Consider the following 26493-nt stretch of genomic DNA (forward strand, 5'->3'; position numbering starts at 1 on the left):
TCGCTCAACTTCAGTGATCGTTAACCGGCCTTCCGAGCACGCGCGATGAGCGAAACTCGGTTAGGCTGCGGACCATGTGTGGAATCGTGGGTTACGCCGGTGCCCGCCCGGCGCTCGGCATCGTGCTTGACGGACTGCGGCGGCTCGAATACCGCGGCTACGACTCGGCCGGTGTCGCCGTGGTCTGCGAGGACGAGCTGCTGACCGAGAAGAAGGCCGGCAAGCTCGCGAACCTGGAGAAGGTCCTCTCCGAGCGGGCGGCCGACAACCCCGAGGACTGCGCCGCCAGCCCGATCGGCATCGGCGACGGCACCACCGGCATCGGCCACACCCGCTGGGCCACCCACGGCGGCCCGACCGACCGCAACGCCCACCCGCACCTCTCCCCGGACGGCCGCGTCGCGGTCATCCACAACGGCATCATCGAGAACTTCGCGAAGCTCCGCGCCGAGCTGGAGGACGAGGGCGTCGAGTTCGCCAGCGACACCGACACCGAGTGCGCCGCGCACCTGATCGCCCGCGCGCTGGCCGACCTGCGCGCGGCCGGCGAGACCGACAGCCCGCAGCTCCTCGCCGCCGCCATGCGCGTGGTCTGCGGGCGCCTGGAGGGCGCGTTCACGCTGCTCGCCGTCGACGCCGGCATCCCCGGCGCGGTGGTCGGCGCCCGGCGCAACTCGCCGCTGGTCGTCGGTCGGGGCGACGGCGAGAACTACCTGGCCAGCGACGTCGCCGCGTTCATCGAGCACACCCGGGACGCGGTCGAGCTGGGGCAGGACCAGATCGTCCTGATTACCCCGGACAGCATCGACATCACCGACTTCCACGGTCAGCCGGCCAGCGGCACCGACTTCCACATCGACTGGGACTCGTCGGCCGCCGAGAAGGGCGGCTACGACTGGTTCATGCTCAAGGAGATCGAGGAGCAGCCGCAGGCCATCGCCGACACGCTGCTGGGCCGGCTCACCGAGACCGGCGAGATCGCCCTCGACGAGGTCCGCCTCAGCGAGCAGGACCTGCGCGACGTCGACAAGATCTTCATCGTCGCCTGCGGCACCTCCTACCACGCCGGCCTGGTCGCCAAGTACGCCATCGAGCACTGGACCCGCATCCCCTGCGAGGTGGAGCTGGCCAGCGAGTTCCGCTACCGCGACCCGGTGCTGGACCGGTCCACGCTGATCGTGGTGATCTCGCAGTCCGGCGAGACGATGGACACGCTGATGGCGCTGCGCCACGCCAAGGAGCAGAAGGCCCGCGTGCTGGCCATCTGCAACACCAACGGCTCGACCATCCCGCGCGAGTCCGACGCCGTGCTCTACACCCACGGCGGCCCGGAGATCGCCGTCGCCTCCACCAAGGCGTTCCTCACCCAGGTCGTCGCCTGCTACCTGATCGGCCTGCACCTGGCCCAGGTGCGCGGCATCAAGTTCGCCGACGAGGTGGGCGCGGTGGTCGCCCAGCTCCAGGAGATGCCGGGCAAGCTGCGGGAGCTGCTGGACCGGATCGAGCCGGTACGCGAGCTGGGGCGCGAGCTGAAGTCCGAGCCGACGGTGCTGTTCATCGGCCGGCACGTGGGCTACCCGGTGGCGCTGGAGGGCGCGCTGAAGCTCAAGGAGCTGGCGTACATGCACGCCGAGGGCTTCGCCGCCGGTGAGCTGAAGCACGGCCCGATCTCGCTGATCGACCAGGGCACCCCGGTGATCTGCATCGTGCCGTCGCCGGTCGGCCGGGGCATGTTGCACGACAAGGTCGTCTCCAACATCCAGGAGGTACGCGCCCGGGGCGCCCGCACGATCGTGATCGCGGAGGAGGGCGACCAGGCGGTGGTCCGCTACGCCGACCACCTGATCTACGTGCCGCGTACGCCGACACTGCTGGCGCCGCTGGTGACCACCGTGCCGTTGCAGGTGCTCGCCGCCGAGATCGCCGCCGCCCGCGGGCACGACGTGGACCAGCCCCGGAACCTGGCCAAGTCGGTCACCGTCGAGTAGTCCGCTTTTCGCCAGCGGTCCCTCCACCCGTCGACCGGGTGGAGGGACCGCGCCGTCTCCGGCCCGCCCCGGGCGGCTCCCGGATCCTTTCGGACGGCCGCCGGACGGCATCGGGCGGCTCATCGGCCCAGCACGATCCGGGCCATCCCGTCCAGCGCCGGGTTGTCCGGGTCCCAGTAGCCGGTGTGACCGTGCGGGGCGCTCGGGAACCGCCGCCCGCCGAAACCCGGCGCGCTCGGGTCGGCGCCGAACCAGAGTCGCTCGGCGTGCGGGTCGAGCACGGCCAGCGCCGGGCCGAGCGGCGTGCCGGCGAGCAGGGCGCGGTGGGCCAGCCCGTCCGGCGGACGCGCCAGCCGGATCACGTCGTCCGGCGCGGTCGACGACCAGACCTCGCCGGCGCGCATCCGCAGCTCGGTGGCGTGGTCGACGCCGACGCCGGGCGAGCCGACGAATACCAGCGCGTCCGCGCTCAGCCCGTGGTCCCGGGCGGCGGCGCCGACCACCAGTGAGCCGTAGCTGTGCCCGAGCACCGTCTGCCGGGCCGGCGAACCCTCGTGTGCGGCGCGTAGCCCTTCCTGGAACCGGTGCAGAGCCGGCCCGGCGTCCTCGGCCTGCCGGGGGCCGGCCGCCTCGGTGAGGAAGTCGGGCGCGTCGTAGTCCAGCCAGAGCACCGCCGCCGCCTCCTCGCCCGGCCCCAGCGCCGCGCACCGCTGCAGCACCCGGGCGGCTCGGCCCAGCTCGTCCGGCGCGTCGGCGAGGTCCGAGGTCATGCCCGGGACGTAGGTCAGCACCGCGGCGGACCGGTCCGGGTTGCCGAGCGCCACCACCGCGCGCCCGTCGCCGCGCGGGTCCAGCCCCAGCAGGTACGCCCGCGGCAGCCCGGGCGCGGCGAGCCGCTCGCTCAGCCGGTTCAGCCCGCGCAGCGCCGCCTCGACGCCGGCGAGCCGGACCCGCCGGGACGCCTCCAACGGTCCGGCCGGCAGCGGCCGCAGCAGCGCGAGCCGCCGGACGAGCAACTGCTCCCGCCGGTCGCCGAGCAGCAGCCGGTTGGCCTGGTCCCGGGCGGCGGCCGGCACGCCGTCGAGGCGGCCGATCCGATCCGGTTCCCGCCCGACCAGCCAGCGCCGCTCGGCCGCGCTCAGCCCGGCCCACCAGCGGCTCACCTCGGCCGGCCCGGCGCCGGGGCCCGGCCGCCACGCGGGCGGGACGCTGACCCAGCCGGTCACCGTGGCGGTGGTCAGCTCCGCCAGGCGGCGAGCCGCCTCCCGGTCGGCGGCGCCGGCGAGTGTCAGCGCGCCCCGGATCCCGGCCCGCGCGTCCACCACCGCCGGACCGGCCCGGGACACCGGGCGGGCCGGATCGGGCCGCACCGCGCCGGCACGGTCGACGAGCAGGCCGCCGGACTCGGCGCGGGCCACCTCCGCGCCGAGCCGGGCCTTCGCCGCGCCCAGCCGGGCGCCGAACTCGGCCAGCACCTGGTCGACCTCGAACAGGGCGGGCAGCACGTCGGTGAGGTCGGTGCGCAGGTCCCCGATCCGCTGCTGGGCCGCGACCGAGGCGGCGCCCGACCACCCGGGCCGGAGCGTGCCGATCCGGGCGGTCAGCGCGTCGGCGCGTCGGCGCACCGGCCCGGCGAGCCCTCGCCAGGCCACCCCCGCGGTGGACCAGGCAGCCGGATCGGCCCGCCAGAGCTGCGCGTACCCGACGTCCGCCGGGCCCTCGCCGGGCCCTCCGGAGCTCGGATCGGGCCGCCCGGGAGCGCCGCCGGTCACCGGAGCACCCCGCTGAGGCGGCGCGCGGCGCGCTCGTCCACCGCCTCGTAGCCGTCCGCCCCGCGGCGCAACGCCCCGGCGGTGTCGGCCACCCGGGCGCCGAGCGCGCCGGACCAGCGCCGTACCGCGGACTCCAGGTCGGCCAGCGCCGCCCCGGCGCGCCAGCCGTCCGGCGCCGCCACCAGCAGCGCCTCCGGCGCCGCCCCCGGCCCGGTGGCCAGCCGGTACGCGTCGTCGGCCAGCTCCCGTGCGACCGCGCGCAGCAGCTCCGGGTCGACGTCGAACGGTTTCTCCACCACGTGACCTCCCCACGTCGCCCGACGCCACCCACCGGCCCCGGACACCGGGACGCTAGGCCGCCCGGCGACCCGGCCGCCGACCCCTGTGGACAACGGCCGGGGTTTTCCACAGGGCGTTTCCGTCAGCCGGTCCCGGGTTCGTACCGCCGGTAGGGTGAGGCCGTGATCGGGACAGCCGCGGGCGGGCGCTGAGCCGGCGCGACGAACGGGACGGGGTGGCATGAGACCGGTATGGCGCGTCGCGGACGTTCGCGCGGCGGAGGCGGGCCTGATGGCCACCCTTCCGCCCGGGGCGCTGATGCAGCGGGCCGCGGCCGGGCTGGCCCGGCGCTGCGCCTTGCTGCTCGGTGACCGGGGCGGGGTCTACGGCGCCCGGGTGCTGCTGCTGATCGGCTCCGGCGACAACGGCGGTGACGCGCTCTTCGCGGGCGCGCACCTGGCCCGCCGGGGCGCGGCGGTGGCCGCGCTGCTGCTGAGCCCCGGGCGGGCGCACGCGGAAGGGCTGGCGGCCCTGCGTGCCGCAGGCGGGCGCGTCGTCGACCGGCCGCCCGCCGGAGCCGACCTGGTGCTCGACGGAATCGTGGGCATCGGCGGCACCGGTGGGCTGCGGGAGACCGCCGAGCAGTTGGCCGCGAGCCTGACCGGGCAGCGCGGGCGCGACGGTGGGCCCGCCACCGTGGTCGCTGTCGATGTGCCGAGCGGCGTCGCTGTCGACACCGGCCACGTCCCGCTGACCGACGCCGGGCGGCCCCAAGCGGTCCGCGCCGACGTGACGGTGGCCTTCGGCGCGCTCAAACCGGCGCTGGTCGTCGGCCCGGCCGCCGAGCTGGCCGGCGAGGTCGAGCTGGTCGACATCGGGCTGACGCCGTGGCTGCGCGGCACCCCGGCGCTCCAGGTGATCGAGCAGACGGACGTGGTCGGCTGGTGGCCGGAGCTGGGCGCGTCGTCGGAGAAGTACACCAGGGGCGTGGTCGGCGTGGCCACCGGCTCGGCCACCTACCCCGGCGCCGCGGTGCTCTCGGTCGCCGGGGCGCTCGCCGGCCCGACCGGCCTGGTCCGCTACGCCGGGAGCGCCAAGGGCGAGGTGCTGCACCAGCACCCGTCGGTGATCGCCACCGGCCGGGTCGCGGACGCGGGCCGGGTGCAGGCGTGGGTGTGCGGCTCCGGCCTCGGTACGGGCGAGGAGTCCGCCGCCGAGCTGCGCGCAGTGCTTGCCGCGCCGGTGCCGGTGGTGCTCGACGCGGACGCGCTGACGCTGCTCGTCGACGGCAAGCTGGCCGACCGGCTGCGCGGCCGGGACGCGCCGATCGTGGTGACGCCGCACGACCGGGAGTACGCCCGGCTCTGCGGCGAGATGCCGGGGGAGGACCGGGTCGCCGCCGCGCTGCGGCTGGCCGCCTGGATGAACGCGGTGGTGCTGCTCAAGGGTGACCACACGATCATCGGCACGCCCGACGGCCGCGCGTACGTGAACCCGACCGGCACGCCGGTGCTGGCCACCGGCGGCACCGGTGACGTGCTGGCCGGGTTGCTCGGTTCGCTGCTCGCCGCCGGGCTGGCCCCGGAGCGGGCGGCCGCCGCGGCGGCGTACCTGCACGGGCTGGCCGGCCGGGAGGCGGCGCGCGGCGGTCCGGTCACCGCGCCCGACGTGGCGGCGGCGTTGCGTCCGGTACTGGCCCGGCTGGGCTGATCCGGGCGGCGACGCCCGGGTGGCGACGGGCACCGCCCGCACGGCTCAGGGCGCTGATGATCACTGACGGAAGTAGGCTGGGGACATGTGGCAGTCGGAGGTGCGCGTCGACCTGGACGCGATCCGGGAGAACGTGACCCGGCTCAAGGCCGGCACCAGCGCCGAGCTGATGGCGGTGGTCAAGGGCGACGGCTACGGCCACGGCATGGTGCCCGCCGCCCGCGCGGCGCTCGACGCGGGGGCGGACCAGCTCGGCGTCTGCACGCTGGACGAGGCGCTGCGGCTGCGCCAGGACGGCATCACCGCGCCGGTGCTGGCCTGGCTGCTCACACCCGGGCTGCCGCTGCACGACGGGATCACCGTCGGCGTCGACCTCGGCTGCGCCAGCCTCACCCAGCTCGACGAGATGATCGAGGCGAGCCGCCGGGCGGACCGCCCGGCCCGGCTGCACCTCAAGATCGACACCGGGTTGGCGCGGGGCGGCGCCACCGTCGCCGACTGGCCGGCGCTGCTGGAGGCCGCCGCGGCGGCCCAGGCCGACGGCCTGGTCGAGGTGGTCGGCGTGTGGAGCCACTTCGTGTACGCGGACTCGCCCGGCCACCCCACCACCGACCGCCAGCTCGCCGTCTTCCACGAGGGGCTGGAGATGGTGACGCGCGCCGGTCTGCGCCCTCGGTACCGCCACCTGGCCAACTCGGCCGCCACGCTGACCCGGCCGGACACGCACTTCGACCTGGTCCGGCCCGGCATCGCGGTCTACGGTCTGTCGCCGGTCGCGGGCGAGCAGTTCGGCCTGCGCCCGGCGATGACCGCCCGCGCCCGGGTGATGCTGACCAAGCGGGTCGCGGCCGGCACCGGCGTCTCCTACGGGCACACCTACCTCACCGAGCAGGAGACCAACCTGGCGGTGGTGCCGCTCGGCTACGCCGACGGTGTGCCCCGGCACGCCTCCAACACCGGCCCGGTGCACCTCGCCGGCAAGCGCCGGAACATTTCCGGCCGGGTCTGCATGGACCAGTTCGTGGTCGACTGCGGCGACGACGAGGTGGCCGCCGGTGACATGGTGACGCTGTTCGGCGACGGCGCGGACGGCGGGCCCACAGCCGACGACTGGGCCGAGGCGGTCGGCACCATCAACTACGAGATCGTGACCCGTTTCGGCGGCGTGCGCGTGCCCCGGTTCTACGACGGCGAGCGCGCATGAGTCTCCGGTTGCCGCGTCCGCGTACCGCCGCCGGCAAGGTCGCCGGGCTGGTCGGCGCCGCCGTCGGGGTGGCCGCCGCCGGGCTCGCGGCGGGCGTGGTCAGCGAGCGGGTGCTGGTCCGCCGGCTCAAGAACGACCCCACCGACAGGTACGCCGGCGAGGTCTTCGGCGAGCAGCGCTACGACCAGGCGTACCGGCTGGAGATGCCGGACGGCACCGACATCCACGTGGAGGTGGTCGAGCCGAGCCGCCCGGTCGCCGGGCACCCGACTGTGGTGCTGGTGCACGGGTTCTGCCTGGACATGGGCACGTTCCACTTCCAGCGCAAGCGGCTCGCCGAGCGCGGCGACTACCGGGTGGTCGCGTACGACCAGCCGGGGCACGGCCGTTCCGGCCGGCTGGAGAGCGGCGAGTACGACCTGACCGCGCTGGGCCACACGCTGCGCCGGGTGCTCGACGAGGTGGCCCCGGAGGGCCCGCTGGTGCTGGTCGGGCACTCGATGGGCGGCATGACGATCATGGCGCTGGCCGAGCTGTACCCGGAGATGTTCGGTGACCGCGTGGTCGGCACCGTGCTGATGGCGACCTCGGGCGGTCTGGCGGCGGAGACGAAGCTGGTGGCGCCCGCGCTGCTCGGCCGCGTCGGCTCGCCGGTGCTCTACATGATGAGCAACGCCACCCGGTACGGCGGCACGGTGATCGACCGGGCGCGCCGGTCGACCTCGAACGTGGCCTGGCTGCTCACCCGCAAGTACGGCTTCGGCACCTCGGCGCCGAGCCCGGCCCTGGTGTCGTACGTCGAGATGATGAACTCGCGCACCTCGGCCGACACGGTCACCCGCTACCTGCGGACGATCGCCACCCACTCCCGGTTCCCGGCGCTGGCCGCGCTGGCCGGCACGCCGGTGCTGGTGATCGTGGGGGACAAGGACATGATCACGCCGGTGACACACTCCGAGGAGATCGTCCGGCGGCTGCCGCACGCCGAGTTCGTGAAGATCGACGACAGCGGGCACGTGGTGATGCTGGAGCACGCCGACGAGGTGAACGCGGCGCTGGAGAGGTTCCTGGATTCGCTATGACAGTGGTCGTGGAGCTGAAGACGGTCGACGACACCCACGAGTTCGGGCGTCGGCTGGCCGGGGTGCTGCGCGCGGGTGACCTGCTGCTGCTCAGTGGCCCGCTCGGGGCCGGCAAGACCGCGCTGACCCAGGGCATCGGCGCCGGCCTGGGCGTACGCGGCGACATCACCTCGCCCACCTTCGTCATCGCCCGGGTGCACCGCCCCGACCCGGATCGGGGCGGCCGGGTGACGCTCGTGCACGCCGACGCGTACCGCCTGGGTGAGGCCGCCGACCCGCGGGCGGAGATCGACGACCTCGACCTGGACGCCTCGGTGGACGAGGCGGTCACCGTGGTGGAGTGGGGCGAGGGAATGGTCGAGCAGCTGGTCGACGCGCACCTGCGGGTACGCATCGACCGCCGCGACGACGACACCCGGGCGGTCACGCTGGAACCGGTCGGTGGCGACTGGGCCGCCCGGGTCGCCGAACTGTCCTGAGTCAGGGCTGAACGGGCATCGTCCAGCAGTTGGAGTAGGCGGTCCGCCCGGCGAGCCGGTCGCTCATCCAGGCCACCGCGTCGCCCTGGTCGGTGATGAGCGGCACCAGGTGGTTGGTGAGGATCTTGTCGCCGAGATTGGGCAGGCTGATCGCCTGGTAGGTCACGTTGCCGCCCTTGCGGCACCAGTCGACAGCCAGTTGACGGGCCTGCCGGTGGGGCACGATGTCGTCCTGGATGCCTGTTGCCACACGTACCGGGCCGGTGGGCTTGAGCGTGCCGATGCGCTGCCGGTCGAGGACGGCCTGGGCCTCGGGCGAGGCGGCGATGACGGCGGTGAGGGAGCGGCCGCCGGTGATCCACTTGCTGCTCCTGGTGAACGCGTACCGGAGGATCGCGTCGCCGACGCACATGGTCGAGGTGTCCTTCAGCGCCGCCCGGCCGGTGTCGTTGACGGCGGCCTCGATGACGTCCCGCAGCGCCGGGTCGGACTGGGCGAAGCCGTTCAGCGACCACCCCAGCGCCCCCACCAGCGCGCTGCCGTCGATGCCGCCGATGACCGCGGTGAGGTCGGCGGGCGGCGCGCCGACGTAGGTGCCGGCGAGCGGCACGTCGGGCGCGTAGGTGGAGTGGAGCTCGGCGGCCGCGGCGCTGGCGCCCCCGCCCTGGCTGTATCCGTACAGACCGACGCGGGACTGGGCGGTGACCGATGCTCCGGGTACGGCGCGGGCGGCGCGGGCCGCGTCGAGCAGGGCGCGTCCCCCGTCGAGGCGGTTGACGTAGGTGTGCAGCCGGTCGGTCGCGCCCAGGCCGACGTAGTCGGTGACGACGACGGCCGCGCCGGTGGCGAGCAAACGATAGATCGCCAGGGCCTCGTAGCCGACGGACAGGGTGTCGCCGGTGAGCGTGAGCGGGTGTTGCAGCGAGAACGACGGCGCGCACTGGTCGCCCTGCCCCATGGTTCCGGAGGCGACGGCCACCACCGGGCGCGGGCCGGCGCCCCGCCACGCCGCCGACGGTTCGATGTAGGCGCCGGTCACCGCGACGGGCCGGCCGTTGGAGTCGGTGGACCGGTACATGAGCCGGGTGGCGGTGCCGGGCATCGGGCGGCCGTCGAGCCCGGGAATGCTCAGGCCGAGCGGCAGCGGCTCGGTGCGGATCAGCGTGCCGTTGGTGGCGGGCAGGTCGGCGGGCGGGTGGTAGAAGGCGGGGATGGTCACGCCGCGGGAGACCACGGGCGTGGCGTCGTCGGCGGCTGCGGCTGCGCCGGATCCGGCCAGGTAGGTGGCTGCCGCCGCGGCGACGGCGAGGATCCGGAGGCCGATCGCGCGGCGGGCGGAGGGCGTGCGGGGACGGGTGTTCCTGCTGCTCACGGGCACTCCTAGCGAGCATCGACGGTGGTGGATGCAAGCTAGCAGTGGTGGTGTGGCGTAAGTAACTTGCCAGTAGGTTACGCTCCGGTAACTTTTCCCGTCCAGTACCCGGCCCGGCCGCTGCCCGGGAGTGTCGGTCGCGGCTGGTAGGAAGATGGCGACCGACTAGGAGAGGTTGCCGATGCCCGACGCCCCCACCCTGGACCTGCCGGCGCTGTTGCCGGAGGCCTGGCGTGCCGTGCTCACCCCCCACCTCGACCCGGCCCGCACCGCCGCGCTGGCCGAGTTCGTCACCCGGGAGTACGCGACCGCCACCGTCTTCCCGCCGCTGGAGGACCTGTTCTCCGCCTACCGGCAGTGCGGGCCGGCCGACACGAGGGTGCTCATCCTCGGGCAGGACCCGTACCACAAGGCGGGCCAGGCGCACGGGCTGAGCTTCAGCGTCCGCGAGGGGGTGGCGGTCCCGCCGTCGCTGCGCAACGTCTTCAAGGAGATGAGCGAGGACCTGGGCGTGCCGAAGCCGCGCAGCGGCAACCTCGACGGCTGGGCCGCGCAGGGCGTCCTGCTGCTCAACTCGGTGCTGACCGTCCGGCAGGCCACCCCCGGCTCGCACGCGAACAAGGGCTGGGAGGAGTTCACCGACGCCACCATCCGGGCGCTCGACGCGCTCGACCAGCGCGTGGTCTTCCTGCTCTGGGGCGGCTACGCGCGCAAGAAGGCGGCGCTCGTGACCAACCCGCAGCACGTGGTGCTGGAGGCCGGCCACCCGAGCCCGATGAACCCGCGCGGCTTCCTCGGCAGCCGCCCGTTCAGCGCGGCGAACAAGGCCCTGGCCGACGCGGGGCTGCCCACCATCGACTGGGAGCGCTCAGCCGGCTGACCCCTCCTGCGCCTCGCCCGCCGCGGCGAGGCGCCGGCGGTACCGGGACAGCAACTCGGCCGTACGCCGGTCGGTCACCTCCACCTCGACCAGCGGCTCGACCGGGTACGTGCGTTCACCGAGGCGGACCTCGATGGGCTCGGGCAGTTCGTCGCACATCCGGGCCCGCAACTCGCCGAAGCGGGTCCGCCAGCGGTGCTCGCCCGGCTCTTCGGGCTCCGGGTGGATGCCGCCCCACACCTGCCATCGGGCGTCCCAGCGCTGCGCGCGGCCCCGCTCCAGGAACGCGGTGAACCGCGGGGAGTCCCGCCACCGCACGGCGATCTCGACCGCGTCCACCGGCAGCGGCGCGCCCTGCAGCAGTGCCGCCGTGCCGCCCGCCAGCACGTACGGCAGGTCGCCCAGCGCGTCGATGATCGGGTCCAGCCGGAGATGATCGATCCGCTCGGTCAGCGCGGTCCCGGCCATTTCGTCAAGCGCTGCGTCCAGGTGACTGTCCAGCGGCTCGACCTCGATCCGCAGTTGCCGATCCAGCGCGGCGAGCAGGCGTTCCGCAGTCGTCAGGCTGGGCAGCCGGTCGCCGCGCTCGATCCGGGCGACGGCGGCCTGGCTGATCCCGACCCGCGTGGCCAGGGCCTGCTGGGTGAGCCCGGCCATTTCCCGTTCGTGACGCAGGGTGCGGGCGATCTCCTGGACCAGGCGACTCTCCGTCATCTCCGGAGGATGGCAGCCCGCCTTCGAGCGATATACCTGTGAGTCATGTTTATGACCAAGCGGTATATCGCTCTCAGGTCATCTCTTCCGGGGAGACGCTACGCACCGTGACCGGGCGAGCGGCGAGGGCGTGCCAGGGGTGGGCGGGGCGGACGGCTAGGCTGGCTTACCGTGCTCGTACTCGTGGTGGACTCCTCGACGCCCGCGGTGACCGCGGCGCTGGCCGAGGTCTCGGCGGACGGCGTCGCGGTTCGTGCGTCCCGATGCACCGTCGACGCCCGCGCCCACGGCGAGCTGCTCGCGCCGCAGGTCGACGCCGTGCTCGCGGACGTCGGCGCGCGGCCCGCCGACCTGACCGCGATCGTCGCCGGCCTCGGCCCGGGCCCGTTCACCGGGCTGCGGGTCGGGCTGGTCACCGCCGCCACCATGGGTCAGGTGCTCGGCGTCCCCACGTACGGTGTCTGCTCGCTGGACGGGCTCGGCCACCCGGCGGCCGCCGGCGAGCCGGTGCTTGCGGCGAGCGACGCGCGGCGGCGGGAGATCTACTGGGCCGTCTACGACGGCGCCGGTCAGCGCCTCGTCGGGCCGGAGGTCGCCGCCCCGGCGGTCGTCGCGCAGCGGGCGCGCGACCTGGCGGTCAGCGTCGCGGTCGGCGACGGCGCGCACCGGTACGCGGACGTGCTCGGCCTGCCGGTGCGGGACGAGCCGCGCTACCCGGCCCCGCTGGCGCTGGCGCGTCTCGCCGCGCCGCGGATCCGCGCGGGCGCGCCCGGTGAGACGCTCACCCCGCTCTACCTGCGCCGCCCGGACGCGGTCGCCGCCACCGGCCACAAGCCGGTCCTGCCATGAGGCTGGGCCGGTTCCGCTGGTGGCACGTCGAGGAGGTGCTGCCCATCGAGGCGGACCTGTTCGGCGCCGAGCAGTGGTCGGCGGCGATGTTCTGGAACGAACTCGCCAACGGCCACTTCTACCTCGCCGCCACCGACGACGACGGCACCGTGCTCGGCTACGCCGGGCTGGCCGTCTACCCGCCCGACGAGGCGTGGGTGCAGAACGTCGCGGTCCGCCGGGACGCGCAGCGGCGGGGCATCGGCCGGCTGCTGCTGGAGGCGCTGCTCGCCGAGACGGCCCGGCGCGGCGTCCGCAGCACGTTGCTGGAGGTCGCCGCGGACAACGCCCCGGCGCAGCGGCTCTACGCCGGCTACGGCTTCGAGCCGATCGGCGTACGGCGCGGCTACTACCAACCGAGCAACACCGACGCGCTGGTCATGCAGCGCAACGAGGACTGACGCGCATGGCTGACGAACCACTGATCCTCGGCATCGAGACCTCCTGCGACGAGACCGGCGTGGGCATCGTGCGCGGGCACACGCTGCTCGCCGACGCGCTCGCCTCCAGCGTCGAGGAGCACGCCCGGTTCGGCGGCGTGGTGCCCGAGGTGGCCAGCCGCGCCCACCTGGAGGCGATCGTGCCGACCATGGACCGGGCGCTGCGCGAGGCAGGCGTCACCATCGCCGACATCGACGCCATCGCCGTGACCTCCGGGCCGGGCCTGGCCGGCGCCCTGCTCGTCGGGGTCGCCGCCGCCAAGGGGTACGCGGTCGCGGCGGAAAAGCCGGTGTACGGGGTGAACCACCTCGCCGCGCACGTCGCTGTGGACACGCTCGAACACGGCCCGCTGCCCGAGCCCGCCATCGCGCTGCTGGTCTCCGGCGGCCACTCCTCGCTGCTGCGCGTCGACGACCTGGCCCGCGACGTCGTACCGCTCGGCGCCACCATCGACGACGCGGCCGGCGAGGCGTTCGACAAGGTGGCCCGGCTGCTCGGGCTGCCGTTCCCGGGCGGACCGTACATCGACCGCGAGGCGCGTGCCGGTGACCCGGCGGCGATCGCCTTCCCGCGCGGGCTGACCGCCGCGAAGGACCTGGTCGGGCACCGGTTCGACTTCTCCTTCTCGGGTCTGAAGACGGCGGTGGCCCGCTGGGTGGAGGCGCGGCAGCGGGCCGGTGAGCCGGTCCCGGTCGCCGACGTGGCGGCGTCCTTCCAGGAGGCGGTCTGCGACGTGCTGGTCGGCAAGGCGATCGACGCCTGCCGCACCAGCGGCATCGACACGCTGGTGATCGGCGGCGGAGTGGCAGCCAACTCCCGGCTGCGGGCGATGGCCGAGCAGCGGGCCGGCAAGCACGGCATCCGGGTGCGTACGCCCCGGCCGAAGCTCTGCACGGACAACGGCGCGATGGTGGCCGCGCTCGGCTCGCACCTGGTCGCCGCGGGCGTCGCGCCGAGCCGGCTGGACCTGCCGGCCGACTCGGCGATGCCGCTGACAGTGGTCAGTGTGTGAGCGGGGAGGAACCGACATGATCGTCCGGATGTGGGAGGCCAAGGCCGAGTCGTACGGCTTCGCCGACCTGATCACCTGGGTCTGCGAGACCGCGCTGCCCGAGTTCGAGCACGACCCGATGCACGTCTCCAGCGAGGTGTTCTCCTCCACCGACCACCGGCTCGTGGTCATCTCCAAGTGGCGGAACAACCCCCGGGAACTGCCCGAGCCACCGGCGCGCCTGATCGCCCGCCCGCCGCACAGCTGGGACTTCGCCCAGGTCGACCGCTGACGCCGCCGTCCCGCTAGGAGCGGCGGGTCAGCCGCCAGGTGGCGTACCCGCCGGTGCCGAGCGCGATCAGGAACACCGCCCACACCAGGCCGGTGCCGACCTGGAGCCCACCGCCGCTGCCCACGTTGGCCTGGGCGGCGGCGACGAGCGAGTCGCTCTGCGCGGGCGGCAGCGCGGCCGGCGGCAACTGCTGCCAGCGCACCAGCCCGGTGCTCTCCAGCATGGTCATGTGGTCGTTGACGAACTTGTTGGCGTCCTCGGCCAGCTTCCGCACGATCGGGTCGCGGGTGCTGGCCCGGACCGCGCCGATCACCGGAAAGATCTTGCCGTGGGCGACCCGCAGCCGGGTGACGAAGATCTGGTCGAACCGGGCGCCGGTGGCGTTCCGCATCTCGGTCAGCCACCCCTGCTGCTCTGCCGTCGGATCCGTCGGCAGGGTGGCGCCGAGCTTGTTGGCCGCCTCGACCACCAGCTGGTCCAGCTCCGCGTGCTGCTTGGCGATCTCCGCGCCGACCTCGCGTACCCGGGCGGACTGGCCCTTCTCGGCCGCCATCTGCCCGGCCGGCATCTCCCACAGCCCGGCCAGCCGTACGCCGTTGAGCAGCGTCATGTCGGCGGCGTTCATCTGCACGCCGGGGTTGGGCGCGGCCTGCGCCGTCCCGGGAACGACGCCGATCCCCGCGCCCAGCGCGGCGAGCAGCAGTACCACCCGGTGCGCCAGCTTGCGGCGTGCGGATTCCAGCGATGCCATGGTTGCGGTGCCTCCTCGGTCCGGACCGGTACGCGGGGTCGTGGACGGCCGCGCAAGCCGGCCGCCCGTCCGCACACTGGTACGGATCACCGGGCCGATCAGTTCAGCGGATCGGCGAGGAGTCGTTCGAACGCCAGCTCGGCGGCGCCGATCAGCGCCGCGTCGTCGCCCAGCTTCGGGGTACGCAGCCGCACGTGCTCCAGGCACGCGGGCAGCCCGTTGGAGTTGAGCCGGCTGCGCACCTGCGCGGCGGAGGCCAGGTAGAGGTCACGCATGGTGCCGCCGAAGATGACCATCTCCGGGTTGAAGATGTTCACCAGGTTCGCGACGCCGAAGCCGAGCCAGTCGCCGGCCTGCCGTACCGCGGTCTGCGCGCGGGCGTCGCCCCGGTCGGCGGCGTCGGCCACGGCGAGCAGCGCGTCCCGGCCGCGTGCCTCGGACCGGCCGGCGGCGCGCAGCAGCCCGTGCTCGCCGATCTCGGTCTCCCAGCAGCCGCGCCGGCCGCAGTCGCAGCGCACCCCGTCGCGGACCACCACCATGTGGCCCACCTCGCCGCCGTAGCCGCCGTGCCCCCTCAGCCGCCGCCCTCCCGCGATGATGCCCGCGCCCACACCGACGTCGCCGTAGATGTAGATGACGTTGTCGCAGCCGACCGCCGCGCCCCGGGCGTGCTCGGCGTACGCGGCCACGTCGGCCACGTTGCCCACCGTGATCGGTACGTCTATCCCCAGCTCGACGGCGAGCGCCGCACCGATCGGCTCGTCCACCCAGCCGGTGGTGGGGCTGAGCCGGACCAGCCCGTCCTCGCGGCGGACCATGCCGCACACCGCCACGCCGGCGCCGACGCAGATCGCGTCCGGCGGCACCGACTGGTGCATCTCCTTGACCGCGCCGGCGAGCAGCGGGGCGGCCTCCCCGGCGACCAGGTTGCGCGGCCGGTCCATCTCCCGGCGGTCGAGCACCTCACCGCCGAGTCCGACCCGCGCGGCCCGCAGCCGGTCCACCTCGACGCTGTACGCGTAGGCGTAGACCCGCCCCGACTCGGGCCGGACGACGAGTGACGGTCGTCCGGCCCGGCCGGTCTCCTTCGGCGTCCCCTCGCTGACCAGACCGGCGCCGGCCAGGTCCGCGGTCAGCGCGCCGATGGTGCTGCGATTGAGTCCGAGCGCGGTGGTCAGCTCGGCGCGGGTGGTGGCCCCGTGGACGTGCACGTATCGGAGCAATGCGCCCAGGTTCTGCCGACGGATCTCGTCCTGACTGGGGCCCGCGCGCATTGCCACTGCCATGGTGTTTCCGTACCCCTGCTCAGCGGTTGCCGGTCGCGGCGGCCCGCCGACGCGAGAGCGCGTCGATGGTCGCCGCGGCGAGCAGCACCACGCCGGTGACCACGTACTTGACGCCCGAGCTGTATCCCATCAGTCCCATACCGTTGTCGATGACCGCGACCACCGCGCCTCCGAGCACGGCGTCGAGGACCCGGCCCTTGCCGCCGAAGAGGCTGGTGCCACCGATCACCGCCGCGCCGACGGCGTAGAGCAGTACGTTACTGCCCCCGGTGTTGGGGTCGACCGAGTTGCCCCTGCTGGCGGCCACGATGCCACCGATGGCGGCCATCGAGGAGCAGATGACGAAGACGGAGATACGGATCCGGTCGACGTTGATGCCGGCCCGGCGGGCCGCCTCGGCGTTGCCGCCGACCGCGTAGATGTGCCGCCCGTAGCTGGTGCGCTGGAGCACGAACGTCCAGACGATCAGCAGCACCGCGATGATCGGCACCACGATCGGCACGCCCTTGAGCGAGGTGATCAGCACGTTGCGGCTGCGCTCCAGGTTGAGGACGTAGACCGCCACGCCGAGGATCACGGCCAGGCCGGCGATCCGCGCGCCGACCACCGTGAGCGGGTCGGTGAGCAGGCCACGGGCGGCCCGGTTGCGGTACCGGAGCAACTGCACTGCCGCGTACCCGGCGACGGCCACCGCGGCGAGCGCCCAGCCCAGCGCCGGGGAGAGGTTGCGGTTGGCGATCGCGACGAGCACGTCGTCGCGGATCGCGATGTTGGCGCCCTCGTCCATCAGCGTCAGCACGACACCCTGGAAGGCGAGGAACCCGGCGAGCGTCACCACGAAGGACGGGATGCCGACCTTGGCGACCAGCAGGCCCAGCACGGTGCCGATCACCAGACCGGTGACGACGGCGGCGAGCACCGCCACGTACCAGGGGTAGCCGAGCACGGTGACCACGTTGGCCAGGATCGCTGCGCAGACGCCGCTGGCGAAGCCGGCGGAGAGGTCGATCTCGCCGAGCAGCAGGACGAAGACCAGGCCCATGGCGATGAGCGTGACCGCCGCGCCCTGGGTGAACAGGTTCGCCAGGTTGCCGGCGGTGAAGAACGACGGGCGGGCGATCGAGAAGCCCACCGCCAGCGCCACGAGCATGACCACCGCGGGGAGCGCGCCGATGTCGCCGCCGCGTACCCGGCGCCAGTAGTTGTTCACGTGGCTGTTCAGGGTCGGTGTCGGCGCGACGCCGGCCGGGCCTTCCTTCTTCACGACGATGGCGGTCATCGGATGGCTCCTGGGGTGGTGTCGGCGGGCGCGGCGCCGTTGCCGCCCGGCTCGCCGGTGAGGCCGAGGCCGCCGGATCGGCCGGCGGTGATCAGCTCGACCACCTGCGAGTGGGTGATGTCGGTGGTCTTCACCTGGGCGACCATCTGGCCGAGGTAGAGCGCGGCGATCCGGTCGGAGACGGCGAAGACGTCGTTCATGTTGTGCGAGATGAGCACCACGGCCAGGCCGTTGTCGGCCAGCCGGCGCACCAGCTCCAGCACCTGGGCGGTCTGCGCGACGCCGAGCGCGGCGGTCGGCTCGTCCAGGATGACCAGCCGGCTGTTCCAGAGCACGGCCTTGGCGATGGCGACGGTCTGCCGCTGGCCGCCGGAGAGGCTGGCCACGTGCTGGCGCAGCGACTTCACGGTGCGCACGCTCAGGCCGGCGAGCGTCTCGGCGGCCATCTGCTCCATGGTCGGCTCGTCGAGCACGATGCCGCTGCGCTTCTCCCGGCCGAGGAACATGTTCTGCACGATGTCGAGGTTGTCGCAGAGCGCGAGATCCTGGTAGACGACCTCGATCCCGAGCGCGGCGGCGTCCCGGGGGCTGTTGATGGTCACCGGGCGGCCGTCGAAGAGGAACTCGCCGGCGTCGGTGGGGTGGATGCCGCTGATGCACTTGACCAGGGTCGACTTGCCGGCGCCGTTGTCACCGACGAGCGCGGTCACCTCGCCGGGGTGCGCGGCGAAGGCGACGTCGCGCAGCACCTGGACGGGACCGAAGCTCTTGTCGATCCCGCGTAGCTCCAGCAGGGGGGTTGCGGACACGGGGTTCTCCTTTGGGCGGAGGGAGGTCTCGGATCCCGTCCGGCGCGGGCGCCGCCCGGCACGGGAGAACCCGTGCCGGGCGGCGCCGCCTGAGGCGGGTGGGTCAGCTCACGCCGGCGTCGGTGCAGAGCTTCGCGAAGGCACCGGTGCAGAGTTCTTCCTTGGTGACGTAGCCGTCGGCCACGACGTCCTTGACGTTGTCCTTGAAGATGGCCTTGGGCTCCAGCAGCACGGCCGGCACGTCCCGGTTGCCCTCCGGGTCCTTGACCGTCTGGCCGGTGTCCTTCCGCTCACCCTTGGCGAGCGCGATGGCCAGCTCGGCGGCGGCGTCCGCCTCCTTCTTGACCGCCTTGTAGACGGTCATGCACTGGTCACCGGCGAGGATGTTCTGCAGGCCCTCCTTGGTGGCGTCCTGACCGGTCACCGGGACCTTGCCGTTGAGCTTGTTCTTCTTCAGCACCGAGATGGCCGCGTTGCCGAGACCGTCGTTGGCGGCGAGCACGCCGTCGATCTTGCCGCCGGCCTTGGTCATCTGCTGCTCGAAGATCGTGGCGGCCTGCGCGTTGTCCCAGGCCGGCACCGGGTCGTCGGCGACCTTGGTGTACTCCTTCGAGTCGAACTTCGGCTTGAGCACCGAGTCGTACCCGTTCTTGAACAGGGTGGCGTTGTTGTCGGTCGGCGAGCCGTTGAGGTACGCGATCGACGGGTTCTTGACGCCCTTGTCGGTCAGGCACTTGCTCAGGCCCTCGCCCTGGAGCTTGCCGACGGCCTCGTTGTCGAAGCTGACGTAGTACTGGGCGGAGCCGCCCAGGGTCAGCCGGTCGTAGTCGATGGTCGCGACGCCCTGCGACTTGGCCTTGTCGAGCACGGCCTTGCCGGTGCCGGAGTCCAGGTTGACGATCATCAGGACGTTGACGCCGCTGGTGATCATCTGGTCGGCGATGGTCTGGAACGCGGTCTTGTCGTTCTGCGCGTTCTGGATGTCGGAGTCGACGCCGGCCGCGTCGAACGCCGCCTTGAGGTACTTGCGGTCCGCGCCCTCCCAGCGGGCGGAGGACTTGCTGTCCGGCAGGATCACGCCGATCTTCGGCTTCTTGGCGTTGGAGCCGCCGGCCTCGTCGGAAGAACCGCCGTTGTCACCGCAGGCGGCCATGCTGCCGGTCGCGAGGAGACCGACGGCCGCGAAGGTGAGGAAGCCCTTGCGCATGTGCAGGGTCCTTTCGGAGGTGGGGGAGTGGTGATGTTTTGTTGTGCCCGGCAACGTATTCCCCGCCTCCCATGCGCCGCAAGACTGCCGAGGTCAGAAGTTTGTTGGCGGCGGTAACAATTCAGCAACGCGGTTGTCACCCGCGGGACACCGCCGGGAGAGCGCGCTCCGGGAACGCTCCCACACGTACCGTCACGAGCCCGCTCAGGCAGCGGCGATCGATGCCGTGGCCGCCCCGGTGAGCGCCACCAGATCCGTCGGCGTGAGCTGCACCTGCAATCCCCGGCGGCCCGCCGACACGTACACGGTCGGGTGCGCCAGCGCCGAGGAGTCGACGACTGTCGGTAGCCGCTTACGTTGGCCGAGCGGACTGATGCCGCCCCGCACGTACCCGGTCGCCCGCTCGGCCACCGCCCGGTCCGCCATCGCCGCCCGCTTGCCGCCCATCGCGGCGGCCAGCGCCTTCAGGTCCAGCTCGCCGGTCACCGGCACCACCGCCACGGTCAGCCCGCCGTCCACCTCGGTGACCAGCGACTTGAACACCCGGTCCGGCGCCACCCCGAGCGCCGCGGCCACGAGCGCGCCGTAGTTCGGTGCGTCCGGCGAGACGTCGTACGGGTGGATGCTGTGGACGATCTTCCGCTTGCTCAGCAACGCGATCGCCGGAGTGCCAGGGCCCGCCACGGGCTCAAGCTAACCCGCGCGCCGCGACACCGCGAGCTGGAAACGTGAGCCGGGTCAGCCGCCGACCGGAACCGGCCGGCACACGAGCACCGTGGGGTCGCCCGCCACCCGGGTCAGCACCAGGTCGGCCGCCGCCTCGCCGGACAGCCGCAGGTCACGGCGCAGCTTCTCCGGCTCCAGCGCCGACCCGCGCTTGCGGATCTCCACCCGGCCGACCCGGCGCTCCCGCAGCAGCGCGCGCAGCCGCTTCAGCGAGAACGGCAGCACGTCGGTGATCTCCAGACAGCGGGCGAACGGGGTGGGCCGGGCCTCGTCGGCGTACAGGTAGGCGATCGACGGGTCGGCGAGCGTGGCGTCGAGGTCCGTGGCCAGCTCGGCGACCAGGTGCGCGCGCACCACCGCCGGGTCCGGGTCGTAGAGGAAGCGCCGGACCGGCCCCACCGGCGCTTCCTGCGCGCCCGTGCCGGTGAGGTGATAGGAAGGGACCCTTTTACTACCGGAGGCGTTAAGAAGGGGCCCTTCCTTCTCGTGCAGCAGGGTGGCGCGGCGCGGCACGCCGGCCAGCTCGCCGCACCAGAGCGCGGCCTCGACCAGGTCGCCGTCCACGCTCACCCACTCCGCCTCGGCGCCCGCCGGGATCAGCGCGTGGTCCAGCCCCGGCGCGACCTTCACCACTGTGCGCGGCACCCGCGCGGCGAGACCGGTGACGAAGTCCCACGGCGGGGAGTAGGAGTTCGGGTCGAAGACGCGCCGCCCGGTGCCGGCCCGCCGCCGCGCCGGATCGCAGAACGCGCCTTCGACGCGGCTCACGTCGAACTCCGTGGCGTCGCCGCACTCGACTGTCACCAGATCGGCGAGCCCGGCCGCCTCGGCGTTCGCGGCGGCCATCGCGGCGGTCAGCGGGTCGGCCTCCACCGCGTACACCCGGATGCCGGCGCGGGCGGCGGCGAGCGCGTCGGCGCCCAGGCCGCAACCCAGGTCGGCCAGCGTGGTCACGCCCGCGGCGCGCAGCCGTGCGGCCCGGCGGCCGGCGACCACCCCGCGGGTGGCCTGCTCCAGCCCGGGCCGGGTGAGGAACATCCCGGCCGCCGCCGCGCCGAACTTGCCTGCTGCCCGGCGGCGCAGCTCGGCCTGGGTCAGCGCGGCGGCGGCGAGGTCGCCCGGAATCCCGGCCGAGCGCAGCGCGGCCGCCGCCGCCAGCGGGTCGCCGCCGGCCACCCGCCCGGCCGCGGCGAGCGCCGCCGACCCCTCGGGGGTACGCAGCACGGCGAGCAGGTCGAGATCCACGCGCCCATTCTCCCGGGCCGGTTCCGGCGCGACACGGAGGGCGACGCGCGTTGGCACTCTCCTTGACGGAGTGCTAGCCGAGGAATAACCTGCGATTAGCACTCTCACCCTGAGGGTGCCAACGCCCGAGCCTCGTGCCCGGGGGTTGAGCGCCAGGCGGACCGGCACCCGCGACGACGGCCCCGCCCGGTGGCATGTGGCAGATTGACGCTGGTCGGCACGCCGGCCGGCAACGACACCAAGTACCCGGGAGGGTATGCCCGTGACTACCGCGACCAAGGTTGCGATCAAGCCGCTCGAGGACCGCATCGTGGTCCAGGCGAACGAGGCCGAGACCACCACCGCCTCGGGCATCGTGATCCCCGACACCGCCAAGGAGAAGCCGCAGGAGGGCACCGTCCTCGCTGTCGGCCCGGGCCGGATCGACGACAAGGGCAACCGCGTGCCGATCGACGTGAAGGTCGGCGACACCGTCCTCTACTCGAAGTACGGCGGCACCGAGGTCAAGTACGCCGGCGAGGAGTACCTGGTGCTCTCCGCCCGCGACGTCCTCGCGGTCATCGAGAAGTAAGCAACCGATCAGTGTCGTTGCCCCGGTCCGGCTCGCCGGGCCGGGGCAACGTCGCTTCGAAGGGATACTGATGGCGAAGATCCTCAGCTTCTCGGACGACGCCCGGCACCTGCTCGAGCACGGTGTCAACGCCCTCGCGGACGCGGTCAAGGTCACCCTCGGCCCGCGCGGGCGCAACGTCGTCCTGGACAAGAAGTTCGGTGCGCCCACGATCACCAACGACGGCGTGACCATCGCCAAGGAGATCGAGCTCACCAACCCGTACGAGAACCTCGGCGCGCAGCTGGTCAAGGAGGTGGCGACCAAGACCAACGACGTCGCCGGCGACGGGACCACCACCGCCACCGTGCTGGCCCAGGCCATGGTCCGCGAGGGCCTGCGCAACGTGGCCGCCGGCACCAACCCGACCGGCCTGAAGCGGGGCATCGACGCGGCGGCCGCCAAGGTCTCCGAGGCGCTGCTCGGCAAGGCCGTCGAGGTCGCCGGCAAGGAGTCGATCGCGCACGTCGCGACCGTCTCCGCGCAGGACGCCGCGATCGGTGAGCTGATCGCCGAGGCGATGGAGAAGGTCGGCCGCGACGGCGTCATCACCGTCGAGGAGGGCTCCGCGCTCGTCACCGAGCTGGAGGTGACCGAGGGTCTGCAGTTCGACAAGGGCTTCATCTCGCCGAACTTCGTCACCGACCTGGAGGCGCAGGAGGCGGTCCTGGAGGACCCGTACATCCTGATCACCACGCAGAAGATCTCGGCGATCGAGGAGCTGCTGCCGCTGCTGGAGAAGGTTCTCCAGAACAACAAGCCGCTGCTCATCGTCGCCGAGGACGTCGAGGGTCAGGCCCTGTCGACGCTCGTGGTCAACGCGCTGCGCAAGACCGTCAAGGTCTGCGCGGTCAAGGCCCCCGGCTTCGGCGACCGCCGCAAGGCGATGCTCCAGGACATGGCGATCCTGACCGGCGCCGAGCTGGTCGCCCCGGAGCTGGGCTACAAGCTCGACCAGGTCGGCCTGGAGGTGCTCGGCACCGCCCGCCGCGTCGTGGTCGACAAGGAGAACACCACTGTCGTCGACGGTGGCGGGCAGGCCTCCGAGGTCGCCGACCGGGTCGCCCAGATCCGCAAGGAGATCGAGGCCTCCGACTCGGAGTGGGACCGGGAGAAGCTGGCCGAGCGGCTGGCGAAGCTCTCCGGCGGCATCGCCGTGATCAAGGTCGGCGCGGCCACCGAGGTCGAGATGAAGGAGCGCAAGCACCGCATCGAGGACGCCATCGCCGCGACCAAGGCCGCGGTCGAGGAGGGCACGGTCCCGGGTGGCGGCGCCGCCCTGGCCCAGATCCTGCCGGCGCTCGACGACGACCTGGGCTTCACCGGTGACGAGAAGGTCGGCGTCTCGATCGTGCGCAAGTCGCTCGTCGAGCCGCTGCGCTGGATCGCCCAGAACGCCGGCCACGACGGCTACGTGGTGGTGCAGAAGGTCGTCGGCAAGGACTGGGGCCACGGCCTCGACGCCGCCACCGGCGAGTACGTCGACCTGGCCAAGTCCGGCATCATCGACCCGGTGAAGGTGACCCGCAACGCGGTCAGCAACGCCGCCTCGATCGCCGGCCTGCTGCTCACCACCGAGAGCCTCGTGGTGGAGAAGCCGGCCGAGCCGGAGCCGGCCGCCGGTGGCCACGGCCACTCGCACGGCCACGGCCACCAGCACGGCCCGGGCTTCTGACCCGAGGAGTACGCCCGACGTCAGGGCACACCGCCGACCCGGTGGTGTGCCCTGACGCATATGTCCTTACGGATCGCTGACGAGATTGGCAGCCGGGCCCGCGGGGCGACCAGACTGGAGCCCGTGAGCACCCTCTCCCCCCGCCGGGCGGCGCCGGCCGGTGTCGTCGCCGCCGAGGTGGCGCTCGGCGCCGCCGAACCCGTGGCGGTCCTGACCGGCCCCCGGTCCGCTCCACTCGTCGCCGTCGGCGGACTCGTCGTCGACCTGGTGCCCGAGCCGCTCAAGCAGTTCGCCATCGACGTCTTCGGCACGTACGACAAGATCGCGCTGCTGATCGGGACGGCGCTGCTGCTGGCCGTCTTCGGCGCGCTGCTGGGCCTGGCAGCGGCCCGGCGGCTGGTGATCGGCCTGGCCGGCATCGCCGCGTTCGCCGCGCTCGGTGTCGCCGCCGCGCTGACCCGGGCCGGCGCGGACGCCTTCGACGCGCTGCCCTCCCTGGTCGGCGGCGGACTGGGCGCGCTGACGCTGTGGGCGTTCGTGGCCGGCCCGCTGAGCGCCGACCTGGCGCACCGGAAGCGACCGGGGCGTGACCGGTCCGACGCCGTGCGACGCGACCGGGCCGGGACCGGTCCGGCGGAGTGCGACGGGGCCGCTTCGGCGGACAGCGAGCCGCCGTCCGCGTCGCCCCCGCCATCCGCCCCGCCTCCGGCGGTCGCCGCGCTGGCCCGGGAGGGGGAGACGCCGGGCGGCTGGGAGCCGGTCCGGCACGACGACGCGGAGTCGCGGCGGCGGTTCCTGCGTGGCGCCGGGCTGCTCACCGGCGCGGCGGCGGTGGCCGGGCTGGGCGGGCACTGGCTGGCCGGCCGGCGCGGCGTATCGGCGGCCCGGGACGCGGTGACGCTGCCCGCCCCGGTCGCGCCCGCCCCACCGGTGCCGGCCGGAGCGGACCTGTCGCTGTCCCGGCTCGCGCCGTACGTCACGCCGAACCGGGAGTTCTACCGGATCGACACCGCGCTGGTGGTGCCTCAGGTGGACCCGGTCACCTGGCGGCTGCGCATCCACGGGCGGGTCCGCAACCCGATCGAGCTGAGCTTCGACGACCTGGTCGGCCGCCCGCTGGTCGAGCGCTACGTGACGCTCGCCTGCGTCTCCAACGAGGTGGGCGGCGACCTGATCGGCAACGCGCGCTGGCTCGGCGTACCGATCAGGGACCTGCTGGACGAGGCCGACCCGGAGGACGGGGCGGACCAGGTCGTCGGGCGCGCCGTCGACGGCTGGACGTGCGGCACGCCCACCTCGGTGCTGCGCGACGGGCGGGACGCGCTGCTCGCGGTCGGCATGAACGGCGAGCCGCTGCCGATCCAGCACGGCTTCCCGGCGCGGATGGTGGTGCCGGGCCTCTACGGGTACGTCTCCGCGTGCAAGTGGATCACCGAGCTGGAGCTGACCAGCTTCGCCGACTTCGACGCGTACTGGGTGCCGCGCGGCTGGTCAGCGCAGGGCCCGATCAAGACGCAGTCCCGGATCGACACGCCCCGGCCCCGCAGCCGTCCCGCCGCCGGTCCGGTGACCGTCGCCGGTGTGGCGTGGGCGCAGCACAGGGGCGTGCGGCGCGTCGAGGTACGTGTCGACGGCGGCCCCTGGCAGGAGGCGACGCTCGCCCCGGCGGTGTCGGCGGACACCTGGGTTCAGTGGTCCTGGCGGTGGGACGCCACACCGGGCGAGCACACGCTCCAGGTCCGGGCGACCGACAGCACCGGCGAGACCCAGACGGAACAGCGCGCCCCGGTCGCCCCGGACGGCGCGACGGGATGGCACACGGTAAGGGTCACAGTCACCTGACCCGCACCGTCGCGAGGACCGCTCTCGGTGGGGAGATGGCCTGCCCGTGCCACTGGCGGGTGCCTGCCGATCGGGTGCGCGCCGCTTGGCTCCGGCCTGAGTCCAGACTCCCGAGCGCTCACGAAAGAGATCTTGGTATGAAACGGCCCCTATAAGGGCCGTTTCATACCAAGATCTATGTGGTGTCCTAGCCTCTGGAACGCCGATCCTGGTATTCGAAACGGTAGGCGAGTCGCCCAGCGGCGGCCTTCGCCGCGCCGGGGTGCGGGGGCCAGCGGATGCCCCGGGCCACGACACGACGCCGCGCCCCGGGATCCGGGGCGCGGCGTCGGGGGTCGTGAAGCCGGTCAGGCGACCTTGCGCTGGTCCGGCACGGCGGTGTTGTGCGGGCGGCCGAGGCGCGCCTCCAGCCGGGCGATGTCCACCTTGGTCTGGCGGCGGTCGGCCAGGTCCTCCCAGCCGAGCGCGAGCAGCCGCAGCCGCTCGGACTCGCTGAACCCGCCCCAGACGCCGTACGGCTCGCGTACGGAGAGCGCGTGGGCGGCGCACTCGGCGCGTACCGGGCAGGCGCGGCAGACGGACTTGGCGCCCATCTCGCGGCGCAGCCGGGAGGAGCCGCGCTCGCCGTCCGGGTGGAAGAACTGCGCGCTGTCGCGGCCACGGCAGGCCCCGAGCCGCTGCCAGTCCCAGAGCTCGTCGATCGGTCCAGGCAGCCTACGTACGTTCGACATCAGCACCCCTCCTCCCGCGCGGCACCGCGGAGAATGTTCGTGGCCAGCTACCGGGCGGCGGTCCGCGCGGGATGCCGGTTCCGGATGAACCCCTCGGTACCCGAGCGGTCCGCGCCTCACACATCTGTGATCGAAAACCTCGGACAGTCGGTGGCATATGCCCCATCTGTCGGAAAAGTTCGGATGATTGCCCGGAACCCCCTCCCGAGCCCACCTCCGCATGGTCTGCTCTGAGTCGGA

The 26493-nt window shown here is 73.4% G+C and carries 24 protein-coding genes and 2 pseudogenes; 14 read left to right on the plus strand and 12 right to left on the minus strand.

Features of this window, described 5'->3' with window-relative positions; genetic code table 11:
• Positions 1-74 precede the first annotated feature (74 nt).
• Complete coding sequence (gene glmS / locus BAW75_RS14015) at positions 75-1988, plus strand: glutamine--fructose-6-phosphate transaminase (isomerizing) (RefSeq protein ID WP_064446591.1); 1914 nt, start codon at positions 75-77, stop codon at positions 1986-1988.
• A 119-nt stretch (positions 1989-2107) separates the two neighbouring features.
• Here the strand turns inward: glmS and BAW75_RS14020 are convergent, their stop codons facing one another.
• The gene (locus BAW75_RS14020; protein WP_104113844.1) at positions 2108-3760 is read right to left on the minus strand and encodes an alpha/beta hydrolase; all 1653 of its coding nucleotides are present in this window, start codon (positions 3758-3760) and stop codon (positions 2108-2110) included.
• Positions 3757-4059, minus strand: a complete 303-nt coding sequence (locus BAW75_RS14025) for a type VII secretion target (protein ID WP_104113845.1) — start codon at positions 4057-4059, stop codon at positions 3757-3759. Before BAW75_RS14025 ends, BAW75_RS14020 begins: the two co-directional genes overlap by 4 nt.
• 220 nt (positions 4060-4279) lie before the next feature.
• Here BAW75_RS14025 and BAW75_RS14030 point away from each other — a divergent pair, with 220 nt between their 5' ends.
• The 4 genes from BAW75_RS14030 to tsaE all read left to right on the plus strand — a co-directional run bounded on the left by BAW75_RS14030 (position 4280) and on the right by tsaE (position 8514).
• Positions 4280-5749, plus strand: a complete 1470-nt coding sequence (locus BAW75_RS14030) for an NAD(P)H-hydrate dehydratase (protein WP_104113846.1) — start codon at positions 4280-4282, stop codon at positions 5747-5749.
• A gap of 85 nt (positions 5750-5834) precedes the next feature.
• Positions 5835-6953 (plus strand): alanine racemase, encoded by a 1119-nt coding sequence (gene alr / locus BAW75_RS14035; protein ID WP_104113847.1) that lies wholly within the window; start codon positions 5835-5837, stop codon positions 6951-6953.
• On the plus strand, positions 6950-8035 hold the full coding sequence (locus BAW75_RS14040; protein WP_104113848.1) for an alpha/beta fold hydrolase: 1086 nt from the start codon (positions 6950-6952) through the stop codon (positions 8033-8035). The genes alr and BAW75_RS14040 overlap by 4 nt, the downstream gene beginning before the upstream one ends.
• Positions 8032-8514, plus strand: coding sequence for a tRNA (adenosine(37)-N6)-threonylcarbamoyltransferase complex ATPase subunit type 1 TsaE (gene tsaE, locus BAW75_RS14045; RefSeq protein WP_043328309.1), 483 nt, complete (start codon positions 8032-8034; stop codon positions 8512-8514). The genes BAW75_RS14040 and tsaE overlap by 4 nt, the downstream gene beginning before the upstream one ends.
• Position 8515: 1 nt before the next feature.
• Here tsaE and BAW75_RS14050 read toward each other — a convergent pair whose 3' ends face one another.
• Complete coding sequence (locus BAW75_RS14050) at positions 8516-9886, minus strand: lipase family protein (RefSeq protein ID WP_104113849.1); 1371 nt, start codon at positions 9884-9886, stop codon at positions 8516-8518.
• A gap of 181 nt (positions 9887-10067) precedes the next feature.
• On the opposite strand from BAW75_RS14050, the gene ung reads away from it, so the two are divergent.
• A complete protein-coding gene (gene ung, locus BAW75_RS14055; protein WP_104113850.1) occupies positions 10068-10766 on the plus strand; it encodes a uracil-DNA glycosylase in 699 nt (232 codons plus the stop codon).
• Here the strand turns inward: ung and BAW75_RS14060 are convergent.
• Positions 10755-11480 carry a helix-turn-helix transcriptional regulator gene (locus tag BAW75_RS14060; protein ID WP_104113851.1) on the minus strand — a complete coding sequence of 242 codons (726 nt, stop codon included), beginning with the start codon at positions 11478-11480 and terminating at the stop codon, positions 10755-10757. The two genes, ung and BAW75_RS14060, sit on opposite strands and share 12 nt — an antisense overlap.
• Before the next feature lie 171 nt (positions 11481-11651).
• Here BAW75_RS14060 and tsaB point away from each other — a divergent pair, with 171 nt between their 5' ends.
• The 4 genes from tsaB to BAW75_RS14080 are packed head-to-tail and all read left to right on the plus strand — an operon-like array spanning position 11652 to position 14092.
• On the plus strand, positions 11652-12329 hold the full coding sequence (gene tsaB / locus BAW75_RS14065) for a tRNA (adenosine(37)-N6)-threonylcarbamoyltransferase complex dimerization subunit type 1 TsaB (RefSeq protein WP_104113852.1): 678 nt from the start codon (positions 11652-11654) through the stop codon (positions 12327-12329).
• On the plus strand, positions 12326-12769 hold the full coding sequence (gene rimI, locus BAW75_RS14070) for a ribosomal protein S18-alanine N-acetyltransferase (protein ID WP_069087939.1): 444 nt from the start codon (positions 12326-12328) through the stop codon (positions 12767-12769). Before tsaB ends, rimI begins: the two co-directional genes overlap by 4 nt.
• Before the next feature lie 5 nt (positions 12770-12774).
• Complete coding sequence (tsaD, locus tag BAW75_RS14075; protein ID WP_104113853.1) at positions 12775-13821, plus strand: tRNA (adenosine(37)-N6)-threonylcarbamoyltransferase complex transferase subunit TsaD; 1047 nt, start codon at positions 12775-12777, stop codon at positions 13819-13821.
• Between the two features lie 16 nt (positions 13822-13837).
• Entirely contained in the window at positions 13838-14092 is a 255-nt protein-coding gene (locus tag BAW75_RS14080; protein ID WP_030501549.1) for a hypothetical protein, read from the plus strand.
• A 13-nt stretch (positions 14093-14105) separates the two neighbouring features.
• Here the strand turns inward: BAW75_RS14080 and BAW75_RS14085 are convergent, their stop codons facing one another.
• The 7 genes from BAW75_RS14085 to BAW75_RS14115 form a co-directional block, all read right to left on the minus strand.
• Positions 14106-14843, minus strand: a complete 738-nt coding sequence (locus BAW75_RS14085; protein ID WP_043328319.1) for a DUF4142 domain-containing protein — start codon at positions 14841-14843, stop codon at positions 14106-14108.
• A gap of 98 nt (positions 14844-14941) precedes the next feature.
• Positions 14942-16117, minus strand: coding sequence for an ROK family protein (locus BAW75_RS14090; RefSeq protein WP_104113854.1), 1176 nt, complete (start codon positions 16115-16117; stop codon positions 14942-14944).
• Between the two features lie 31 nt (positions 16118-16148).
• Positions 16149-17408 carry a sugar ABC transporter permease gene (locus BAW75_RS14095; protein ID WP_043328321.1) on the minus strand — a complete coding sequence of 420 codons (1260 nt, stop codon included), beginning with the start codon at positions 17406-17408 and terminating at the stop codon, positions 16149-16151.
• Positions 17405-18217, minus strand: coding sequence for an ATP-binding cassette domain-containing protein (locus tag BAW75_RS14100; RefSeq protein WP_043328323.1), 813 nt, complete (start codon positions 18215-18217; stop codon positions 17405-17407). Before BAW75_RS14100 ends, BAW75_RS14095 begins: the two co-directional genes overlap by 4 nt.
• Positions 18218-18320: 103 nt before the next feature.
• Positions 18321-19424: a sugar ABC transporter substrate-binding protein gene (locus BAW75_RS14105; RefSeq protein ID WP_043328325.1), complete on the minus strand. Its 1104-nt coding sequence runs from the start codon at positions 19422-19424 to the stop codon at positions 18321-18323.
• A 204-nt stretch (positions 19425-19628) separates the two neighbouring features.
• Positions 19629-20108 carry a Cys-tRNA(Pro) deacylase gene (gene ybaK / locus BAW75_RS14110; protein ID WP_104113855.1) on the minus strand — a complete coding sequence of 160 codons (480 nt, stop codon included), beginning with the start codon at positions 20106-20108 and terminating at the stop codon, positions 19629-19631.
• Between the two features lie 54 nt (positions 20109-20162).
• Positions 20163-21395: a THUMP-like domain-containing protein gene (locus BAW75_RS14115; protein WP_104113856.1), complete on the minus strand. Its 1233-nt coding sequence runs from the start codon at positions 21393-21395 to the stop codon at positions 20163-20165.
• Between the two features lie 256 nt (positions 21396-21651).
• Here BAW75_RS14115 and groES point away from each other — a divergent pair, with 256 nt between their 5' ends.
• The 4 genes and pseudogenes from groES to BAW75_RS33475 all read left to right on the plus strand — a co-directional run.
• On the plus strand, positions 21652-21966 hold the full coding sequence (groES, locus tag BAW75_RS14120) for a co-chaperone GroES (RefSeq protein WP_018222648.1): 315 nt from the start codon (positions 21652-21654) through the stop codon (positions 21964-21966).
• Between the two features lie 70 nt (positions 21967-22036).
• Positions 22037-23680: a chaperonin GroEL gene (gene groL / locus BAW75_RS14125; protein ID WP_104113857.1), complete on the plus strand. Its 1644-nt coding sequence runs from the start codon at positions 22037-22039 to the stop codon at positions 23678-23680.
• 123 nt (positions 23681-23803) lie between these two features.
• A pseudogene (locus BAW75_RS33470) lies at positions 23804-24241 on the plus strand (molybdopterin-binding oxidoreductase); the annotation flags it as partial.
• Positions 24242-24457: 216 nt separating this feature from the next.
• Positions 24458-25522 (plus strand): annotated as a pseudogene (locus tag BAW75_RS33475) (molybdopterin-dependent oxidoreductase); the annotation flags it as partial.
• Between the two features lie 347 nt (positions 25523-25869).
• On the opposite strand, the gene BAW75_RS14135 reads toward BAW75_RS33475, so the two are convergent.
• Complete coding sequence (locus BAW75_RS14135; protein ID WP_013288543.1) at positions 25870-26253, minus strand: WhiB family transcriptional regulator; 384 nt, start codon at positions 26251-26253, stop codon at positions 25870-25872.
• Between the last annotated feature and the right edge of the window lie 240 nt (positions 26254-26493).

Origin of the sequence: Micromonospora chalcea, assembly GCF_002926165.1 — a bacterium.
In the GTDB taxonomy this organism is placed as follows: domain Bacteria; phylum Actinomycetota; class Actinomycetes; order Mycobacteriales; family Micromonosporaceae; genus Micromonospora; species Micromonospora chalcea.